Source organism: Microvirga alba (genome assembly GCF_015694465.1).
GTDB lineage: Bacteria > Pseudomonadota > Alphaproteobacteria > Rhizobiales > Beijerinckiaceae > Microvirga > Microvirga alba.
In genome coordinates this window covers 71,871-92,621 of sequence record NZ_JADQDO010000002.1, presented here as the reverse complement: position 1 = coordinate 92,621, position 20,751 = coordinate 71,871, and the positions used below count along the sequence as shown (strand labels likewise).

Genomic DNA, 20,751 nt, shown 5'->3' with positions numbered 1-20,751 from the left:
CGAAAAATCTCGTGCGCAGGGCAGGGCAAATGCTTGCGACCGTTTCGGTTGCCGCTGCTGCCATGGCCTTTGCGAATGTGGCCGGCGCCCAGACTCTCACCATCGAGAGTTGGCGCAACGACGATGCGGATGTTTGGAACAGTCAGATCATCCCGGCCTTCAATAAGAAGTACCCGAATATCAAGGTCCAGTTCAAAGCCGACCCGCCGACCGAATACAATGCCGCGCTCAATGCACGCCTCACCGGTGGTACCGCTGGCGACCTGATCACGTGCCGACCGTTCGACGCCTCCCTCGATCTGTTCAAAAAGGGCCAGCTTCTGCCCGTCAATGATGTCCAGGGCATCGAGAATTTCTCGGACGTGGCGAAGAGCGCCTGGTCCACGGATGACGGCAAGACGACTTTCTGCATGCCGATGGCATCGGTGATCCACGGCTTCATCTACAATAAGCCGATCTTCGACGAGTTGAAGCTGACGCCACCGAAGACCGTGTCGGAGTTCCATGCGGTTCTCGACAAGATCAAGGCGCACGGCAAATACACCCCCATCGCCATGGGCACCGCCGATCAATGGGAAGCGGCCACCATGGGCCTCCAGAATATCGGCGTGAATTACTGGAAGGGGGAAGAGGGCCGCAAAGCGCTCATCGATGGCAAGCAGAAGTTCACCGATCCGGCCTATGTCCAGACCTTCGCGGAGCTCGCGAGCTGGGCTCCCTATATGGGCAAAGGTTATCAGGCGCAGAAATACCCGGACACGCAGAACCTCTTCGCGCTCGGCCGGGCCGCGATCTATCCGGGGGGATCCTGGGACGTCCCGATCTTCCGCAAGCAGGCCGATTTCGAGTTCGATGCCTTCGCTCCGCCGGTGCCAGATGGCGCAAGCAAGTGCTACATCAGCGACCACACGGATATCGCGCTCGGGATCAACGCCAAGTCGAAGAGCGTGGAGGCCGCCAAGACCTTCCTGTCCTGGATCGCATCCTCCGATTTCGCGGATATCTACGCGAATTCATTGCCGGGCTTTTTCCCGCTCTCCAAGGAGAAGGTCACGGTGAAGGATCCAGTCGCGGCGAAATTCGTCGGATGGCGCGCCACCTGCGACAGTTCGATCCGCAACTCCTATCAAATTCTGTCCCGTGGCACGCCGAACCTTGAGAACGAGCTTTGGAACGTGAGCGCGCAAGTTCTCAATGGCACGATGAAGCCCGAGGAGGCCGCGAAGAAGGCCGAGGACGGCCTCGCGAGTTGGTACGCACCGCACAAGAAGTAATCGCTCAAAGACGATGCGGGCCGCCGCGATGGCGGCCCGCGATCCCGTTTCTCTTCGAGCTAGAGCTTACATGTCGGACATCACGGCCTTAGGCGTGCAGCCGGCGGAACGCGTTTTCGCGCGCTCCCGCTTCCCTTTGCATATCGCTGTCTTCCTCGCTCCCGCGCTGGTGATCTACACGGTCTTTTCGATCTATCCGTTGGTCGACACGATCCGCCTCAGCTTTTATTCGGGCGATGAGACCGGCGCGCGCCATTTCAGTGGGCTCAGCAATTTCTATACGCTCCTGACGGACCCCGCTTGGTCGGGTCATTTTTGGAACGCCCTTAAAAACAACCTGATCTTCTTCAGCATTCACATGGTGGTGCAGAACGGCATCGGCCTGGGGCTCGCGATGCTGCTCAGCCTGCCGCGCCTGACCGGCGGCAGCGTCTATCGTACGCTCCTTTTTCTGCCGACGATGCTATCGGTGGTGATCATCGGCTTCATCTGGCAGCTCATGCTCAACCCGCTCTGGGGGATCGCCGAGAAGATCCTGGATGCGGTCGGTCTGGGAAGCTTTTTCGGGCCGTGGCTTGGCCAGGAATCGACCGCGCTGATCACTGTGTCCCTAATCTCCGTGTGGCAGTTCGTCGGCATCCCGATGATGCTGATCTATGCGGCACTCCTGAACATCCCTGACGATCTCCTCGATGCGGCGACGGTCGACGGCGCGGGACCGTTCAGCGTTTTCTGGTTCGTGCGCCTGCCGCTGATCCTGCCGACGCTCGGCGTCGTGTCCATTCTCACCTTTGTCGCGAACTTCAACGCTTTCGATTTGATCTATGCCGTCAAGGGCGCGCTGGCCGGCCCGAATTTTTCGACCGATATTCTCGGCACGTTCTTCTACCGCACCTTCTTCGGTTACCAGCTTCAGGTCGGCAGCCCGACTATGGGCGCGACGGTGGCGACCGCCATGCTGATCATCATTCTGATCGGCGTGCTGATCTATCTCTTCGGCGTGCAACGGCGACTGCAACGGCACACATTCTGAGGGACGTCATGAGACCGCTTGCCAGGCCGGGCCGCATCGCCGTTCACATTGCGCTGATCCTTTACACGATCCTCGCCGTTGGCCCGATCGCGCTGATCCTCATCAACGCATTCAAGACGCGCCGCGCCATCTTTTCCGATCCGCTCGGCTTTCCGGATGCACGAACCTTTACGACCATTGGCTTCGATCAGGTCTTCGCGAAATCTGATTTCGGGCTCTATTTCGTGAACAGCCTCACGGTGACCGTGATCTCCCTCGGACTCATCATCCTTATCGGCGCGATGGCGGCCTGGGCCCTGACGGAATATCGCTTCCGCGGCAACACGATCATCGCTCTTTACATGGCCATCGGCATCATGGTGCCGATCCGCCTCGGCAGCGTCAGCATCCTGCGGATGATGGTGGACCTCAACCTCGTCAACACGCTCACCGCGCTGATCCTGGTCTATGTGGCGCAAGGGTTGCCGCTCGCCATTCTGATCCTCGGCGAATTCATCCAGCAGATTCCGAAGGACCTCCGCGATGCCGCCCGGTGCGACGGAGTCAGCGAGTATCGCATCTTCGGCAGCATCATCCTGCCGCTGATCACGCCCGCCATCGCGACGGTTGCCGTGTTCACCATGGTGCCAATCTGGAACGATCTCTGGTTCCCCTTGATCCTCGCGCCCGGCGACGGCAAGCAGACGGTGACGCTCGGGGTGCAGCAATTCATCGGCCAATACGTCACCGACTGGAATGCGGTTCTCGCATCCCTGACGCTCGCCATCGCGCCGATCCTCGTCCTGTATCTTTTCTTCTCACGCTACTTGGTCCGCGGTCTCACTGCGGGAGCGGTCAAGTAACACCCTTCACGGATTTGAACCCGATGGCTGACGTTTCCCTCCACGGCATCGCAAAGTCCTACGGCTCGGCCGAGATATTGCGGGACATCAATCTCTCCATCGACGATGGGGAATTCGTCGTCTTCGTCGGTCCCTCGGGTTGCGGCAAGTCCACGCTTTTGCGCACCATTGCGGGCCTCGAGAATGTCAGCGCGGGCGAATTGCGGATTGGCGGAAAGCGCGTCAACGAGATGCCACCCGCCGAGCGCAAGATCGCGATGGTGTTTCAGTCCTATGCGCTCTACCCGCATATGTCGGTCTACAAGAACATGGCCTTCGGCCTCAAATTTGCGAAGACCGACAAGTCGGAGGTCGACCGGCGGGTGCGTCGGGCGGCGGATATTTTGAAACTTTCCGCGCTTCTCGACCGCAAGCCGCGCGAATTGTCGGGCGGCCAACGTCAGCGCGTCGCCATCGGCCGGGCCATCGTGCGCGAACCTTCCGTCTTTCTGTTCGACGAGCCGCTCTCGAACCTCGACGCGGCCTTGCGCGTCAACACGCGGCTCGAGATCGCCAAGCTCCATCGGGAGTTGGGGGCAACCATGATCTATGTGACTCACGATCAAGTCGAGGCCATGACGCTCGCCTCCAAGATCGTGGTCATGAATCATGGCCGGATTGAGCAGGTGGGAGCCCCCCTGGACCTCTATCGCAATCCCCGCAATCTGTTCGTTGCCGGTTTCATCGGTTCTCCGCGCATGAATTTCATCAAAGGGCAGGTCCGCTCGGTAGCGGGACACAGCGCAACGATCGGCTTTGCGGGCGCGGAGGCGGTTCTTGAGGTTGCGCCCGGACGTGTGAAAGCCGGCGACGAAGTCACCGTAGGCATTCGACCGGAACACATGGCGCAGGACGGTCCGCAGACTATTCCGCTGGAAGGCCGCATCGACGCCATCGAACGTTTGGGTGAGGCGAGTTACGTCTACATGAAGCTTGCAGGCGGGGAGGATGTGATCGTCCGGTCGCCGGGGGACGCGGATGCTGCTCCGGGCAGCGGCTATATCGCCCATGTTCCAAGCCGGTCCGTGCACATATTCGATGCGCAAGGGCAGTCGATGCAGGCATCCACGCGGATGCCCTAGGCACGCCGCCGGTCCGGAGGCCAGCCGTTCCGCTTCTGCTCAGCCCCGTCTTATCCAGGTGATGGTCGGCCGCTCTCGCCACATGGATTTCTCCAGGTAGGTGCTGACAAGGCGCTGGACCTGGGCGAGCGAGGACTCGTCCTCGGCCTCCACCACGAGCATGAGACCCTTTCCAATCGCTTGCAAAGTGCAATGCCCGAATTCGAACTCGGCTCGGCCCTCAGCCTCTGAATAGGCTGCCGGGGTGTTCGGAGCGAAGTGTTTGCAGAGCTGAACGAGGTAGCGATCAGGCACGATCGTATCCACGTTCGCCTCCGCTCTCAGCGGTGCCATGGCCCTTCTTTCCGAAAGCATTCGCAAGCGAGCGTCACCGGCGATTCTCAAGCTCAGAGCATGCCTTACAGATGATGAGGCGTTCAACTCAAAAATCGCTAAAGGTTTGAATTATAACGCGTTTTAAGCGTTATATCATTCGCTTCACGCGCATTGCGCCTCGTGGCCACGGAGAAACTGTGCGACCTGACAGGCAGACATCGGCGGGGAATAGAGATTGCCTTGAGCTTGCGAGCAACCCTTCTCACGCAACAGATTCGTTTGCCCTATCCGTTCCACGCCTTCGGCGATCACCTCCATGCCAAGGCTCGTCCCGAGCTCGATGACGGCCATGACGATGGCCGCGCTGTCGGAATCGGTTTCGAGGTCCTTGACGAAGCTCTGGTCGATCTTGATGTCGTCGATAGGAAACTGCTTGAGATGGGTGAGCGACGCATAGCCTGTCCCGAAATCATCGAGAGCAATGCGGATGCCATTGTCGTGGAATTCCTTCAACGCGGCGATCACGTGGGAGGCGGTTCGGCCGAGGAACACGGTCTCCGTAATTTCCACCGACAGCCGCTCGGTCGGTACGCCAGCGGCATGGATGATTTCGAGGAACCGCTTGGCAAGGCCGATCCAGTTGAACTGGGCCGGCGAGAGATTCACCGCCACGCGGCCGCAATCGATCCCCTGATCGAGCCAGCCTCTGATGTCGGCGGCTACCTGCTTGAGGATGTGTTCGCCGACCGCGATCGATAGCTCGGGTTCCTCGAAGGCGGTTTGGAAGGATGCGGGCGTCAGCAGGCCTTGATCGAGATGGTGCCAACGTGCGAGGGCCTCGAAGCCAACGACCTTACCCGTGCGGAGATCGATCTTCGGTTGGTAGAAGGGGACGATCTGCCCTTGCCGCAGCGCTTCCTGAATGTCGCGAGCGACCGTCGCTCTCTGCTCGAGCTGATCCCTCATGTCTGTCGAGTAGACGACGGCACGATTGCGGCCCATCGCCTTCGCGGCGGAAAGGGCGAGGTCGGCGTCCCGCATGAGCTCGGATGGAGTTCGATCATGCTCGGGATAGCTGGCGATGCCGACGCTGGCTTGGCTCGCTAACACCCCATCCCGGTAAGTGAAAGGCCGCCTCAGATCGGCAAGCAGTTGCTCCGCGAGAGTCAGCACGTTCTCAAGCGGAAACGGCTCGACGACGACGATGGCGAATTCGTCACCTCCAAGCCGCGCTACGGTATCGCATTCCCGCATCATGCGATTCAGGCGTGTGGCGGTCTTCTTGATGAGAAGATCGCCCGCATCATGGCCGAGCGTATCGTTCGTGGTCTTGAGATTATCTATGTCGATCAGCAGCAGGGTGACGCGGTTACCGCTGCGCTCCGCTTGAGCAAGGGTCTGCTCCAGGCGGCTTTGAAAGAAGGCGCGATTGGGCAGGCCGGTGAGGGGATCGTGGCTCGCCGCGCGCCATACCCGCTCCTCGGCCGCTTTGCGCTCGGTAATGTCGACAACGCCGGACATGATGTGCCGGACGCCACCAATTTCAATCGACGTGCCAGCGAGCAGGACTGTGTGGATTGTCCCATCCGCCAGCCGTACCTGCGTTTCGAAGCCGTTCACATATCCATCCTTGAGGATGGCCGCGACGAACACCTCGCGGTCGTTCGGATTGACATAAAGCTCATCGATCGTCTGGATGCCCAGGGTTTCCGCGGTCGCGCCCATATAACGGATTGCGGCGTCGTTGCTGGCGAGGATGCTGCCATCCACTCGTACAACGAGCATTGGAATGGGCACTGTCTTGAACATCGTCTCGAACATGGTTCTGCTCTCGACGAGTTCCGTATTGGCGCGCCGCTCGGCCCGAGTCGCTGCCCATTCCATCCGCTGAAGCCGGTTCGACCGCGCCACAACGAGGAACAGGGCAAAATTCAACATGGCCATGGCCAGAAGAAGCCCAGTCGTCGTCGCGCTCTTCTCCTCGGGAAACATATAGCCGAGGAGCATCAGCACGCTGCAGCCGATGCCCGAGATCACGGACCATCGAAAGCTCGTCGGCACGGCGAGATAGTAGATCGACGGCAACATCAGTACGACGAAAAGAGCGAGGTCGCTGTGAGAGCTGACAAGCACGGCCACTGCGCTTGCGTTGATCCACTCCCAGGCGATCATGGATTTCTCCGCCTGACGGAAGCTGGTAGCGCTGCGAACCGTCCAGAAACAGGCGAGGGCGATCAGGACAACGACGATGCGGGCGGGGATCGCCGCGTAGAAGTGAGGCCCGCCATAAAACCGCCAGTCGCTGATGAAGAACAGAGAGTTCAGAGCCGCCGAGAGCAGGAATAGCAGGCGGACATGCCGAAGCGTTTCCGGCAACCGCTCTGCTTGAAACGCAGCTTCGCGTTCGGGCGTTAGAAATTCGCCGCCGAAGGGGGGGAGAGATTGAGAGGACATCGCCCGGATGCTGTCATACAGTGTTTCAATGTCTCGTTAACGGCGGCTTTAGGCCAAGGCGGAGGGGACCTTACTGGAGAAAGCCGCCAAGCCCAACAATTATAAATGAATACTACTCTCGAGGTCGCATTTACGACGACTGGCGATCTTCAGGCCGCCGGATTTGGGAAAAACAGCGGATCCGTCTCCGATCACGGTTCGGAAGCCGATGCAGCGATCTGGGCGGCGAGGGGGCCGGTCAGGATGTCGGCGGGTGGGCCCGAGGCGACGACCTGGCCGTTCGCGACATAGGCCATCTGGTCCGCCAGGTCGGCGACATCCTCCGGCGTGTGGATCGTCATGACGATGGTTACAGGCCGTTTGTGCCGCAGCGCGTCGACAAGTTGAATCATACTGCGGCGAAGGCCTGGATCGAGGCCGCTGAATGGCTCATCAAGAAGAATGAGAGGGCGGCCCGAAATGAGGGCGCGCGCCAGAGCGACACGCTGACGTTGGCCGCCGGACATTTCGCCAGGCTTGCGCCGTTCCAGGCCCTCCAGCCCTACGGCGTTCAACATTTCGGCAACAAGCACGTCCTCCCCTTTGGACAGACGTAAGGAAGGCCGCAAGCCGAGCGCGACGTTCTGCGCCGCGGTCAGGTGCGGAAAAAGGTTGTGATCCTGAAAGACAATCGCAACCGGGCGTTCGGACGGTTCGAGACGCAGGAGATCTTGGCCGGCGAAGGTCAGGCAACCGCTGTCCGGCGTCTCGAAGCCCGCGATCATGTGCAGCAGGGTGGTTTTGCCTCCACCGGACGGGCCGACCACGGCGCAAAGGGTGCCCGCCGCGACGGACAGGGAATACTCGGCCTTGAAATCAGGCCAGGCCAAACGGCAGTTCTCAATCACCAGCATGGGATAACCGGCCTGAAACATGAGCGAGGAGGAAGGCGACGAGGACAATGAAAAGGCCGATGGCCGAGGCTTCATCCAGCCGGTAGGAGCCAAGGCGCTCATACAGCAGATAAGGCAGCGTGCGCAGGTCGGGGCCGCCAAAGAGCGCGATAACCCCGAAATCACCGAACGACAGAGCCATGGCAAGCGCAAAGCCTGCGCCCAACGGGCGCTTGATCAGCGGCCAGTCCACGATCTTTAGCTTCGCCATCCCGGTGACGCCGAGGGACGCAGCGAGGCGGCCGTATCGCTCTTCCGCCGTCATCAGCCGCGGGGCGATGTAGCGGTAGGCGAAGGGGAGGGCGGCGAGGCCGTTGATGAGCGGCAAGAGGAATAGTCCGGCGGTCGCGGGTTCGACCAACCGGCGAACCATGAGAAAGAGACCCGCCGTCAACGCGAAAGGTGGAACCGCGAGCAGGGTGTTGGGGAGAAAATCGTATAGGGCCGCAACACGCGGAGAGCGGAGCGGGAGGCGTGCGCGCCGTGAGGCCGATCCGAGCGCCAGTGCCAGCAGGCACGCGAGAATGGCTGCAGCTGCTGCGATTACAAGGCTTGTTGACGCCGCTTGAAACAAATCAGCATCAACCACGCTCTCCATGTTCTTCAGTCCGCTCAGAACGCTGAGCGCGAGCGGCGCGATGAAGAGCGTGCCAATCGTCAGGATGGCTGCGTCGATGATTTTCAGGCTGCGGTTTGAAACGTCGGGGCGGGGGACCTGCGCGCGGAGCGTCTGGCCGGTGGGAGGGCGAGTGAACGCCAGGTTCAAGATGGCCGTGATGGCCAAGCAAATCGCAACCTGGATGAGCGCGAGCCAAGCAGCGCGACCGAAATCGAGATCGATCTTGAGGGCCTCGAAGATCGCTACCTCAAGGGTGGCGCGGCCCGGACCGCCGCCGAGCGCCAGCACAATGGCGAAGCTCTTGAAGCAGAGAAGAAAGACGAGACCCGCCACACCGGGAAGTTCTGCGCGCAAGACCGGCCAGTCGAGATGGCGGAAGATCTGTCCGGGAGAGAAGCCGAGCACAGTGGCGAGTCGCCATTGCTCGGTGGGCACGACGTTCAAGGCGTCGAGGGCGATCCGCGCCACGAAGGGTGCGTTGAGAAAGACATGCGCAATGAGAATCCCCGGATAACCGAAGATGCTGAAGCCATGGCCCCACCCGATGAGATTCAGCGATGTGTTGAGCCAGCCATTTCGCCCATAAACCGCAAACACCGCAAAGACCGCGACGATCGTCGGCATCACCATGGTGGTGCTCAAGGCTGCGAGGACGATGTCGCGTCCGGGAAAACGGCGTCGTGCCAGCGCAAGCGCAAGGCCGACGCCGAGTATCAGCGAGAGTATCGTCGAAAGTCCGGCTTGAATGACGGAAAAGGCGAGAATGCGCGTCAGGTAGGGGCCGATGGAGAAAAGTGTCGCCTTTCCTCCATCGAAGAGAATGAGGGCCAGGAAGCCGCCGGCCACGAGCGCCACGATCGCGAGCGCAACGAGAGTCCCGGGATGAGGCGGCTTGTATCGCACTCCGAAACCTCAGCGCGCGGTGGCGTTGAGCCAGCCATCGGTGAAGGCGCGGCGATTCTGTTGCACCTCTTCCGGCGTGAAGAGCAGCGCCTTGCTGGGCTGGATCATGCCCGTGAAGATCGTGGGCGATCCCGATGGCGGGTTCTTTGCCGGGTACATCCAATTGGTGTCGGGAATCGCCGACTGAAAGGCGTCGCTCAGGATGAAGTCCATGAACTTCTTCGCCAGTTCAGGCTGCTTCGTCGTGCGTGTCATGCCGGCAAGTTCAACGTGAAGGTAGTGGCCTTCAGCGAAGGGGGCTGCTTTGTAATTGTCCTTCTTCTCCGCCACGATGTGATAGGCGGGCGAAGTCGTGTAGGACAGCACCATGTCCGCCTCGCCCTTTAGGAACAGCCCGTACGCTTCCGACCAGCCTTTGGTGAAGGTGACGACGCGCGGCTTCAGTTGCGCCCACGCCTCATCGGCTTTGTCGCCGTAGACCTGACGCATCCAGAGCAGGAGACCGAGGCCCGGCGCGCTTGTGCGGGGATCTTGCAGCACCACCTTCGGACCATTGGGACTTTCAACGAGCTCCTTCAGGCTCTTCGGCGGATTGGAGAGTTTGTTGGCGTCATAGACAAAGGCGTAATAACCCCAGTCGAACGGAATGAAGGTGTCGTCCGCCCATTGGATCGGGAGCGAGAGATCCTTCGCGGCCGCGCCATGCGGAGCGAACAGGCCGAGCGCCTTGGCCTCGGCCGCGAGATTCATGTCGAGGCCGACAACTGCGTCGGCCTTCGTCCCGTCGCCCTCAAGGCGCAGGCGTCCGACCATGCTGCCCGCGTCCTCCGAAGTCACCCAGACGAGTTCGCAATTGCAGGTCGCCTCGAAGCGCTCCTTGATCACCTTGCCGGGGCCATACTTTCCGGAAAAGGAGCTGTAGGTGTAGACGGTCAGCGTCGGCTTGGGTTGCGCCTGGGCGAGGCCCGTTGCGAACCACAGCGACAGGATGAGGACGGATAATCGGCGTAACATCAGGAAATCTCCCATGCGTGAGACAAGCCGGTCGGGCGGCACAACTCGCAAGGGGCGCAGTTTCGTCTGCGATGTCGCATGCTCATTCCCTCCGCCGGCATGATCCGGATCAGGTTCGACGGGTCGGCGGCCCTGCCGCCTCTCAGCCCCGTATGAGGCTCCCCGTGAGACGTCTTGCTTCTAGAACAGTTCCGTAACCGGAACAAGTTCCGGTATGCGGATCGGGTTCCTTCCTTCCTCTCCCCATTGCTGTCAGGCTGCGTTTCTGGTGGGATGAGCGAGCCATTTTGCGGAGCGCCACATGCCACGCCCTACCCCTGCTTATGACGTTGCTGTGATCGGACTCGGCGCCATGGGTTCGGCAGCCATCTACCAATTAGCCAAGCGTGGCGTGAAGGTGGTGGGGATCGATCGCTTTTCGCCGCCCCATGATCAGGGCTCGACCCACGGGGAAACCCGCATCACCCGCCAGGCCATCGGCGAAGGCGAGGCCTATGTCCCGCTGGCCTTGCGCTCCAACGAGATATGGCGGGAGTTGGAGGGGGAGACGGGGAAAGTCCTGTTGACCCAGAATGGCTGTCTGATCGTCGGCTCCGAGGGGGGCTCCGTCCAGGGGACCGCCCGCGCCGGCTTTCTGACACAGACCCGCAAGGCGGCGGTGCGCTACCGCATCGACCATGAGATCCTCTCGGCAGCTGAGATACGGCATCGATACCCGCAGTTTACCCCGAAGGAGAGTGAGTTCGGGTATTTCGAATCCGGTGGCGGCTATCTGAACCCGGAGAACTGCGTCGCAGCCCAACTTGCACGGGCGAAGGATCTCGGCGCGGCGCTTCAGCGCGAAACAAAGGTTTTGTCGATTCAGCCGATCGGTGGCGCCGTGCGCATCACAACCGACCGGGGCGATTTTCTCGCCGGGGAGGTGATCGTTTCCGCCGGCCCCTGGGCGCCGGCATTGCTTGGATCGCCCTTCGACCGGCTTCTCGCGCCGACCCGTCAGGTGATGCATTGGTTCCCGGTCGAGGCGGAGAGCGCGACCAGGTGGGCCGAGAGCCCGGTCTTCATCTGGTCGCATGGTCCGGACGCGAGCGACTTTTTCTACGGCTTTCCCGCCCTGCCCGGAACCGGCACCATCAAGACGGCCGGAGAGCAATATGAGCAGGCGATCGACCCCGACCGGATCGAGCGACGCATAGACCCTGTGGAATCGCGAACGCTGTATGAAGATCATCTCGCGGGCCGTGTGCGGGGTCTCAAACCCATAGCCGCCAGGGCTGTGACCTGCATTTATACCGTTACTCCGGATTCCGGCTTTCTCATCGACCGCCATCCAAACATGGAGCGGGTCCTCGTCGTGTCGCCGTGCTCTGGTCATGGCTTCAAGCATTCTGCGGCTATCGGCGAGGCCGTGGCTCAGATTGTGACTGAAGGACAAAGCGGCATAGATCTCTCGGCCTTCACCCTGGCGCGCTTTAAGGCGGCGGGTGAAAGTCAGCAGCAAGCAGGGCTTGCTCGATAGGACCCCTTTAACGAAGACCGTGCTTCGGGGGAGTTAGATTCCGTCGGATAGGGGCGTTTGGGAGACATGGCACGATTTTGATGGGATTGCAGGGGCGGACGATCTCGACAGAGAGGCGCGATCGGCCCATGAGTAAAGCAGTAGTGGTGTTTTAGGTTCCGTAGATGGCAGGGCTGCCGGCGTTCGATTGGCTGACATGTTTGTATGTGTTCGGTGCCTGCCTCGCCATCGTAGCCGCATGGCTGGCCGGACGAACCTCCGCCCAGCGACCACTGTCGTCCTTCACTCAGGCTGTCGACCGTTGGCGCGACGGCGATCTGCAAACCCGGTTCGCCGTTTCCGATCCCCATACACCCGTCGGTCATCTTGGCCTGGCTTTCAATGACATGGCGACGAAGCTCAGTCTGCGAGAGGCTGAGCGCGAAAGCGTCATGCGCGTGCTGCGCGAAGGCGAAGAGCGTTTGCAACTTGCTCAGGATGTTGCCGGCCTCGGCACCTGGGACTGGGACCATCCGACAGGCGAGATCGCATGGTCGTCTCAGATGTTTCGGTTGACCGGGCTGGACAGCGACCGGAATGAAGCGGATCCCCTCTCCGCGTGGTTGGGAGTGCTCCATCCGGATGATCGCAAGCGGATGCAGCAGGCCGTGAAGCTCTTGGCCCAGACCCTGGAGCCTCTCACGTCCGAATATCGCATCGTCATGCGCGACGGTGCGGTGCGATGGCTCTTGATGCGGGGACAAACAATTCCCGATGAAACGGGAGCGCCTTCGCGAACGGTCATCGTCAATCTCGACATCACGCCGAGCAAGGAAAGTGAAGTGCGCGAGCGCTTCCTGCTCCGTCTCAGCGACAGAATACGGGATCTCGACCGCCCCGGCGAAATCTTGATGGCGGTCGCGGAAACGTTAGGTGATCATCTGGCGGTTTCACGTCTGGGCTATGGCGACGTCAATGATGCGACCATGGTTCTGACGACGCTGGTCGACTGGCATTTGGATGAGATGCCCGACGTGCGGGGCAGGCATCCTCTTATCCCCTTCGGACCCATCCTCTGCGCCGGTCTCAGGGCAGGCCAAACGGCTGTCTTCAATGATGCGCTGTCCGATCCCCGGGCTGAGGGGCATACCGAGATCTATTTGGCGCTCCAGTGCATCGCGTCGATTTCCGTCCCTCTCGTCAAGGAGGGGCAGCTTCGGGCGGTGCTCTATGTGCACAGCAAGGCACCGCGCGTCTGGACTCCAAGCGAGATTGAACTCTGCCGCGACGTCGCCGAGCGGACCTGGGCGGCGGTCGAGCGGGCGAGATCGGATGCGCGCCAGCGTTTGCTGATCAATGAACTCAATCATCGCGTGAAGAATACTCTTGCGACCGTCCAATCCATCGCTGCGCAGAGCTTCAAGTCTGGAGAGCCGACCGTCGCGCGGGCGGCCTTCGAAGCACGTCTGTTTGCCCTTTCCAAGACGCATGACGTGCTGACGCGTGAAAACTGGGAAGGCGCAAGTCTGCGCAACATTGCCGAGGAGGCCATGGCTCCCTATCGGAGGGAGCACGTCGAGCGCTTCCATATCGAAGGAGCGACTTTGCGGCTTCCGCCGAGAATTGCTCTGCCGCTTGCGATGGCCATGCATGAACTTTCCACGAATGCCGCCAAGTACGGCGCATTCTCCGTCGATGACGGACGGGTTACGATCCGCTGGCAGGTGGAGGCGACCGCGGAGGGTCGCCAACTGATCATGCAATGGCGGGAAGAAGGCGGCCCTCCTGTGCGCATGCCAACGCACAAGGGTTTTGGTTCGCGGCTGATCGAACGAGGCCTCAAGTTGGAACTGGCCGGAGAGGTGAACCTGGATTTCCGCCCCTCCGGTGTCCTGTGCATCCTCAGCATCCCGTTGCCGGACGCGCCAGACGGAGAGGGCGACGATGCCGTTCTGGGCTTTGCCTAGGGACCATTGACCTGAACTTATCGGCGAGGGTTTTTGTCCTTGCCCGATGCGTTCGTTAACCCGGCTCGACGCAGAGCCTCGGCGAGGGCACTGTCGGCGGGCGGTTTGCCTCCCTGCCCGGATGGCTTCTTGTCGCCTCCGGGAGCGCGAGCTTTCTGGAAAGCCGGTCGATTTTCCTCGCGGGGGCCGGCAGGTTTTTTCTCGACGGGATCGCTCATGCGCATGGTCAGCGCTATGCGTTTGCGAGGCTTGTCGACTTCGAGCACCTTAACGCGAACAATGTCGCCAGGCTTCACGACATCGCGCGGATCTTTCACGAACGTATCCGACAACGCCGAAATGTGCACCAACCCATCCTGATGGACGCCCACGTCGACGAAGGCGCCGAAGGCCGCGACGTTGGTGACAACGCCTTCAAGCATCATGCCGGGTTTCAGATCGTCGATCTTCTCGACGCCGTCCATGAAGGTGGCGGTCTTGAATTCCGGACGCGGATCGCGGCCGGGCTTCTCCAATTCGCTCAAGATGTCCTTCACGGTCGGCACGCCGAAGGTTTCGTCCGTGAACTTCTCGGGCTTGAGCGTCTTCAGAATCGAGCCATTGCCGATGAGAATCTTGATGTCGCTTTTCGTCGCTTCGATGATGCGACGCACGACCGGGTAGGCCTCCGGGTGAACGCCTGACGAATCGAGCGGATCATCTCCATTCGGAATGCGAAGAAAGCCCGCGGCCAGCTCGAAAGTTTTGGGCCCCAATCCCATCACGTTGCCAAGGCCTTCGCGGGTCTTGAACGGGCCATTGGCATTGCGATGAGTCACGATGTTCTGCGCCACCCATTCGCCGAGGCCGGAGACACGGGCGAGCAGAGGAGCTGACGCGGTGTTAAGATCGACACCAACCGCGTTCACACAATCTTCCACCACCGCGTCAAGAGAGCGCGAGAGTTTGTATTCCGCGAGATCGTGCTGATACTGGCCGACGCCGATGGATTTCGGATCGATCTTCACGAGTTCGGCCAGGGGGTCCTGGAGGCGGCGCGCGATGGACACCGCGCCGCGAAGCGACACGTCGAGCTCCGGCAATTCTTGGCTCGCAAAGGCCGAGGCCGAATAGACGGACGCGCCCGCCTCCGAGACCATGATCTTCGTGAGTTTGAGATCGGGGTATTTGGAAACCAACTCGCCCGCGAGCTTGTCGGTTTCGCGCGAGGCGGTGCCGTTGCCGATAGCGATGAGTTCGACTTTGTGCACGCGGCAGAGACGCGCCAGTGTCGCAATCGATTCATCCCATTGCCGCTTCGGCTCATGGGGATAGATCGTGTCGGTCGCCACGACTTTTCCGGTCGCATCGACCACGGCCACCTTGACGCCCGTGCGATAGCCGGGATCGAGGCCCAGCGTCGGGCGCGCGCCGGCGGGTGCCGCCAGCAACAAGTCGCGCAGGTTGCCCGCGAAGACCTTTACCGCCTCGTCCTCGGCCAATTGCCAAAGACGCATTTTCATGTCGAGTTCGATGGAGAAACGCAGCTTCGTGCGCCATGCCCAGCGCACGGTATCAAGAAGCCAGCGGTCCCCGGGGCGGCCCTGGTCGGAAATGCCGAAGGCCAAGGCCGTCCGGCCCTCATAGGGACTGATATAGCCGGGCTCCGCACTGTCCTTGTCCTCGTCCATGCGCAGGTCGAGAACCTCTTCCTTCTCGCCGCGGAACAGGGCCAGGATGCGATGCGACGGGAGCTTCGTCAGCGGCTCGGAGAAATCGAAATAGTCGGCGAACTTCGCGCCTTCGGTCTTCTTTCCGTCGCGCACTGTCGATGTCAGTCGGCCGCGCTGCCAATAGTTTTCGCGAAGCGCGCCGACGAGTTCCGCGTTCTCCGCGAAACGCTCGACCAGAATCGCGCGCGCGCCTTCCAGCGCGGCCTCCGGGGTCGCGACTTCCTTTTCGGCATTAATGAAGGCGGTGGCGGCTTCTTTCGGATCCCGGGTCGGGGCGCTCAGTAACAGGTCGGCGAGGGGCTCGAGCCCGGCTTCCTTTGCGATCTGCGCTTTCGTGCGTCGCTTCGGCTTATAGGGCAGATACAGGTCTTCGAGGCGCGCCTTGGTGTCGGCGGTGTTGATTTGAAGAGCCAGCTCGTCCGTCAGCTTGCCCTGCTCGCGAACACTGTCGAGAATCGTCTTCCGGCGGTCCTCGAGCTCGCGGAGATAGCGCAGGCGTTCCTCCAGGGTTCGCAACTGGGCATCATCGAGCGTGCCGGTGACCTCCTTACGGTAGCGCGCGATGAAGGGCACGGTTGCGCCGCCATCGAGCAGGTCGATTGCTGCCTTGACCTGCCATTCCTGGGCCTTCAACTCGTCCGCGATGCGCTGACCGATGGATTGCATGAAAATCTCCGATTGAGCCGAGGCGCGGCTTCTAGGCGCGGCGTATCCTCGGGTCAACCACGATGCCCTGGCGAGGAGGACATGCTGCCGCAGGGGCAAGCCTTACGTTGCCGAGATTTTGCTTGGCCTCCCGCGCCTTGGAGGATAGACCGTCCGGCCCCGTAAGCCGCTTTAGCCCGAGTTCGAGATGCCAGCCTCTTCCGAAAACCTGTCCATTGGCATCGATTTCGGCACCAGCAACACGGTTGTCGCCATCGCAGATCAGGAAGGGCGGGTCGAGGCGCTGACCTTCGATCACCAAGGCAAGGATCTCAAGGTCTATGTCACGGCCCTCTGTTTCTGGGATGAGCGCCACGGCAATGGCATTCGTACCGAGATCGAAGGTGGACCTTGGGCGATCGACCAGTTCCTGGAAGGGCTGACGGCACATCGGTTCATCCAATCGTTCAAGACCTTCGCCGCCAGCCAATCCTTCCAGGAAACCCGCATTTTCCGCGAGCGGTATCGTTTCGAGGATCTTCTGGGCGCTTTCCTGCGGACGCTTGCGCGCCATGGCGGGAGCCGCATGGATTTTGCCGCGCGTAACGTGGCGATCGGCAGGCCGGTCCAGTTCGCCGGCACCCATCCGGATGACGCCCTTGCGATGAGCCGCTACCGGGCGGCCTTCGGTAAGCTGGGCGCCGAACACGCTCATTATGTCTATGAGCCCGTCGGAGCGGCTTTCTTCTATGCGCGTCAATTGGAGCACGACGCGACCGTGCTCGTTGCCGATTTCGGCGGCGGCACCAGCGACTTCTCTGTGATGCGGTTTTCGCGCAGCGGTGGAGTCCTTCGGGCCGAACCTCTCGGGCATTCCGGTATCGGCATCGCAGGTGATTCCTTCGATTACCGCATCGTCGACCAGGTGGTGTCACCCCGTCTTGGCAAGGGCGGCAGCTATCGCTCCATGGACAAGATCCTGTCGATCCCGAACCATTACTACGCCAATTTCGCCCGCTGGAACCAGTTGGCGATGATGAAGGGAAGCGGGGATCTGAAGGAGCTGAGGGCTCTGGCCCGCACGGCGCTGGACCCCGAGCCGCTCGAAAAATTCATCGATATCGTCGAATACGATCTGGGTTTCGCCCTCTACCGTGCCGTTTCGAGCGCTAAAGTGGCGCTATCGGCAAACGATGAAACGGAGTTCCGCTTCCAGGGCGAAGGGGTCGATATTCAGGCCGCAATCGCGCGCAGCGATTTCGAGGGCTGGATTGCCGGAGACGTCGCCCGTATCGCCGGGGCGGTCGATCAGGCGCTGGAGAACGCCGGCATCGGAGCAGGAGAGATCGAAAAGGTATTCTTGACGGGCGGAACATCCTTCGTCCCGGCCATTCGGCGCCTTTTCGTGGACCGTTTTGGCGAAAGCCGCCTGACGTCGGCCGATCAGTTCGAGTCCATTGCTTATGGGCTGGCCCTTATCGGGCAGGCCGAGAATCCGGAACGCTGGGCGGTCGGTCGCCATTGAAATAAGCAAAGATGCGACATCACCCTTGCGGTGAGAGGGGATGAGGGGGTTTATTCGCAGGTGCAGCATGAATGCCCAAGCGAGTGTGCCCGTGTCCGTAGCCAGCCCCGACGCCACCCCTAGCAAGGATCTTCCCCTTCGCGACGATATCCGGCTCCTCGGCCGCCTTTTAGGCGACACGATCCGCGAGCAGGAGGGAGAGGCGGTCTTCGAGATCGTCGAGCGCATTCGGCAAACCTCGATCCGCTTTCACCGAGACGAGGACAAGGCTGCCCGCAAGGAGCTGGAGACGACGCTGAACAGCCTTTCGCGCGAACGCTCCAATCAGATCATCCGGGCGTATAGCTATTTCTCGCATCTCGCCAATCTCGCTGAGGACCAGCACCACATCCGCCGCTCCCGCGCCCATGCGATGGCAGCCTCCGCGCCGCGCGAGGGGACGATGGCCTATGCGCTCAAGCTCGCGCAGGAGGCCGGCGTCAATCAAGCCGAGCTTCAAGAATTCTTCGCGTCCGCGCTCGTCTGCCCGGTCCTGACCGCTCACCCGACCGAGGTTCGGCGGAAAAGCACGATCGATCGCGAGATGGAGGTCTCCCAGATCCTGGCTCTGCGCGACCGGCAGCGTCTGATCCCCGAGGAGGTGTCCGCGAGCGAGGAGGCCCTGCGACGCGCGATCCTGACCCTGTGGCAAACCAGCATTTTGCGGCGCACGAGGCTGAAGGTCATCGACGAGGTCATGAATGGCCTCGCCTATTATGACTATACATTTTTCCAGGAATTGCCGCGCCTGTACGCCTCGCTCGAGGATCAACTGGCGGCCATCGATCCCGTGTGGTCGACGTTGGAGCTTCCCTCGTTCCTGCGCATGGGCAGTTGGATCGGCGGCGACCGCGACGGTAACCCCTTCGTGACAGCCGATGCATTGCGTCAGGCTTTGCTGTTGCAGAGCCGTCATGCGTTGGGCTTCTATCTCGAGGAAATTCATCGACTCGGAAGCGAGCTTTCTCTCGACGGGCGCTATGTCAGCGTCTCCGAACAGGTTCAGGCGCTGGTCGATGCCTCGCCGGATCACTCGCCGCACCGGCAGGACGAGCCATATCGGCGCGCCATCTCCGGCATCTACGCGCGTCTTGCAGCAACTGCTATGGCCTTGGGGCATGGCGAAGTCGCGCGCCACGCGGTGGGTGATGCGCCCGCCTACCGAAATACCGAGGAGATTGCCGGAGACCTCTCCATTTTGCATAGCTCGCTAACCTCAAACGGTTCAGCGGCCCTGGCGCGCGGACGGTTGCGCAAGCTGCGCCGCGCCGTCGATGTGTTCGGCTTTCATCTCGCGAGCCTCGACCTTCGCCAGAATTCCGACGTGCATCAGCGGGTTGTTGCGGAGCTGTTCGAGAAGGCCAATCCCGGGACGAATTATGGGGAGCTTTCGGAAGAGGGCCGTGTCGCGTTGCTTGTGGAAGAATTGAAAACGCCGCGGTTGCTAACGTCGCCCTATCTCGACTACTCGCCCGAAACTGCGTCGGAACTCGCCATCGCGCGCGAGGCGGCAGTGGCGCACCAGCGTTACGGACAAGTGGCAGTTCCGAACTACGTCATCTCCAAGGCCAGCGATCCCTCCGATGTCCTGGAGGTGGCGCTGCTCCTCAAAGAGGCTGGGCTTCTGCGTCCGCATGACGGCGAGATGAGGGTCAACATCATCCCGCTGTTCGAGACCATCGCGGATCTGCGCGATTGCGGCCGGGTGATGGAGGCGTTGTTCTCGCTGCCGGATTACATGCGCCTCCTGCGGAGCCGCGGCCAGGCGCAGGAAGTCATGCTGGGCTATTCCGACAGCAACAAGGATGGCGGGTTCCTCACCTCCGGTTGGGAGCTATACAAGGCGGAAATCGAACTCATCGATGTCTTCAAGCGACACGATGTGGCGCTGCGCCTGTTCCATGGCCGCGGCGGCTCCGTCGGTCGGGGTGGCGGGCCGAGCTATCAGGCCATTCTGGCGCAACCGGGCGGTGCGGTGCAGGGCGCAATCCGCATCACCGAGCAGGGCGAGGTGATCGCAGGCAAATACTCGAATCCGGATCTCGGCCGGCGCAATCTGGAAATCCTCGCCGCCGCAACGCTCGAAGCGTCGCTGCTGCATTCCGGGCAACCCGCCCCGCGCGCGGAATACCTCAGGGCCATGGAGGAGCTCTCGGACAGCGCTTACAAGGCCTACCGCGGTCTTGTCTATGAAACCGAGGGGTTCGAGCGCTATTTCTGGGAATCGACGGTCATCGGCGAGATCGCGAACCTCAACATCGGAAGCCGCCCTGCGTCGCGCACCAATTCACGACGTATCGAGGATCTTCGCGCGATCCCCTGGGTGTTCGGCTGGGCGCAGTGTCGCCTGATGCTGCCGGGTTGGTATGGATTTGGTTCGGCGGTGAACGCGTGGCTCGAAACACATCCTGAAAACGGCCTTGCGCTCTTGCAGGAAATGTATCGCGAATGGCCGTTCTTTCGGGCGCTGCTGTCGAACATGGACATGGTTCTCGCCAAGAGCAACATCGCCATCGCGTCCCGCTATGCGAAGCTCGTCGAGGACGAAGCCTTGCGCGATGCGATCTTCCCGCGGCTGCGGCGAGAGTGGGAGGATTCCATCAGGCGGCTCTTGAGCATCACGGGGCAGGAAGCCCTTCTCGATAGCAACCAGTTGCTGGCGCGCTCGATCCGCAATCGTTTCCCCTATCTCGATCCGCTGAATCACCTTCAAATCGAGCTTTTGAAGCGCCACCGCGCGGGTGACGCGGATGAGCAGGTCGTGGAAGGAATTCACCTTTCCATCAACGGCATCGCTGCCGGCTTGCGCAACAGCGGCTGACGGGCGCGACGCAGATTTCGGGAACCAAGGTCAACCT

At 61.2% G+C, this 20,751-nt stretch carries 14 protein-coding genes and 1 riboswitch; of the genes, 8 read left to right on the top strand and 6 right to left on the bottom strand.

All coding sequences use genetic code 11. The features are described from left to right. Positions 1 to 29: 29 nt before the first annotated feature. The 4 genes from I2H38_RS04790 (at position 30) to I2H38_RS04775 (ending at position 4,270) form a co-directional block, all read left to right on the top strand. Positions 30 to 1,274, top strand: a complete 1,245-nt coding sequence (locus I2H38_RS04790; RefSeq protein WP_229426591.1) for an ABC transporter substrate-binding protein — start codon at positions 30 to 32, stop codon at positions 1,272 to 1,274. Positions 1,275 to 1,344: 70 nt separating this feature from the next. Then, positions 1,345 to 2,307 (top strand): carbohydrate ABC transporter permease, encoded by a 963-nt coding sequence (locus I2H38_RS04785; RefSeq protein WP_196270695.1) that lies wholly within the window; start codon positions 1,345 to 1,347, stop codon positions 2,305 to 2,307. Positions 2,308 to 2,315: 8 nt separating this feature from the next. Further along, positions 2,316 to 3,149: a carbohydrate ABC transporter permease gene (locus tag I2H38_RS04780; protein WP_196270694.1), complete on the top strand. Its 834-nt coding sequence runs from the start codon at positions 2,316 to 2,318 to the stop codon at positions 3,147 to 3,149. 23 nt (positions 3,150 to 3,172) lie between these two features. Further along, positions 3,173 to 4,270 (top strand): ABC transporter ATP-binding protein, encoded by a 1,098-nt coding sequence (locus I2H38_RS04775; protein ID WP_196270693.1) that lies wholly within the window; start codon positions 3,173 to 3,175, stop codon positions 4,268 to 4,270. A gap of 39 nt (positions 4,271 to 4,309) precedes the next feature. On the opposite strand, the gene I2H38_RS04770 is transcribed toward I2H38_RS04775, so the two are convergent. From I2H38_RS04770 to thiB, 5 genes are all read right to left on the bottom strand, one after another. Then, a complete protein-coding gene (locus tag I2H38_RS04770; protein WP_196270692.1) occupies positions 4,310 to 4,603 on the bottom strand; it encodes a DUF2218 domain-containing protein in 294 nt (97 codons plus the stop codon). 144 nt (positions 4,604 to 4,747) lie between these two features. Then, positions 4,748 to 7,039 (bottom strand): putative bifunctional diguanylate cyclase/phosphodiesterase, encoded by a 2,292-nt coding sequence (locus I2H38_RS04765; protein ID WP_196270691.1) that lies wholly within the window; start codon positions 7,037 to 7,039, stop codon positions 4,748 to 4,750. A 191-nt stretch (positions 7,040 to 7,230) separates the two neighbouring features. After that, positions 7,231 to 7,932 carry a thiamine ABC transporter ATP-binding protein gene (locus tag I2H38_RS04760; RefSeq protein WP_196270690.1) on the bottom strand — a complete coding sequence of 234 codons (702 nt, stop codon included), beginning with the start codon at positions 7,930 to 7,932 and terminating at the stop codon, positions 7,231 to 7,233. Continuing rightward, positions 7,919 to 9,493 carry an ABC transporter permease subunit gene (locus I2H38_RS04755; RefSeq protein WP_196270689.1) on the bottom strand — a complete coding sequence of 525 codons (1,575 nt, stop codon included), beginning with the start codon at positions 9,491 to 9,493 and terminating at the stop codon, positions 7,919 to 7,921. Before I2H38_RS04755 ends, I2H38_RS04760 begins: the two co-directional genes overlap by 14 nt. A 9-nt stretch (positions 9,494 to 9,502) precedes the next feature. Continuing rightward, positions 9,503 to 10,507 carry a thiamine ABC transporter substrate binding subunit gene (gene thiB, locus I2H38_RS04750; RefSeq protein WP_196270688.1) on the bottom strand — a complete coding sequence of 335 codons (1,005 nt, stop codon included), beginning with the start codon at positions 10,505 to 10,507 and terminating at the stop codon, positions 9,503 to 9,505. 68 nt (positions 10,508 to 10,575) lie between these two features. Next, positions 10,576 to 10,682: riboswitch (TPP riboswitch) on the bottom strand. A gap of 126 nt (positions 10,683 to 10,808) precedes the next feature. Between thiB and solA the strand changes: the two genes are divergently transcribed. Further along, positions 10,809 to 12,026: an N-methyl-L-tryptophan oxidase gene (gene solA, locus I2H38_RS04745; RefSeq protein ID WP_196270687.1), complete on the top strand. Its 1,218-nt coding sequence runs from the start codon at positions 10,809 to 10,811 to the stop codon at positions 12,024 to 12,026. A 164-nt stretch (positions 12,027 to 12,190) separates the two neighbouring features. Beyond that, the gene (locus I2H38_RS04740) at positions 12,191 to 13,972 is read left to right on the top strand and encodes an HWE histidine kinase domain-containing protein (protein ID WP_196270686.1); all 1,782 of its coding nucleotides are present in this window, start codon (positions 12,191 to 12,193) and stop codon (positions 13,970 to 13,972) included. Positions 13,973 to 13,989: 17 nt separating this feature from the next. On the opposite strand, the gene I2H38_RS04735 is transcribed toward I2H38_RS04740, so the two are convergent. After that, on the bottom strand, positions 13,990 to 16,350 hold the full coding sequence (locus I2H38_RS04735; protein ID WP_196270685.1) for a Tex family protein: 2,361 nt from the start codon (positions 16,348 to 16,350) through the stop codon (positions 13,990 to 13,992). A 187-nt stretch (positions 16,351 to 16,537) separates the two neighbouring features. On the opposite strand from I2H38_RS04735, the gene I2H38_RS04730 reads away from it, so the two are divergent. Together I2H38_RS04730 and ppc are read left to right on the top strand one after the other, a co-directional pair. After that, complete coding sequence (locus I2H38_RS04730) at positions 16,538 to 17,854, top strand: Hsp70 family protein (protein ID WP_196270684.1); 1,317 nt, start codon at positions 16,538 to 16,540, stop codon at positions 17,852 to 17,854. A 67-nt stretch (positions 17,855 to 17,921) separates the two neighbouring features. Beyond that, complete coding sequence (ppc, locus tag I2H38_RS04725) at positions 17,922 to 20,714, top strand: phosphoenolpyruvate carboxylase (RefSeq protein WP_196270683.1); 2,793 nt, start codon at positions 17,922 to 17,924, stop codon at positions 20,712 to 20,714. Positions 20,715 to 20,751: the final 37 nt, after the last annotated feature.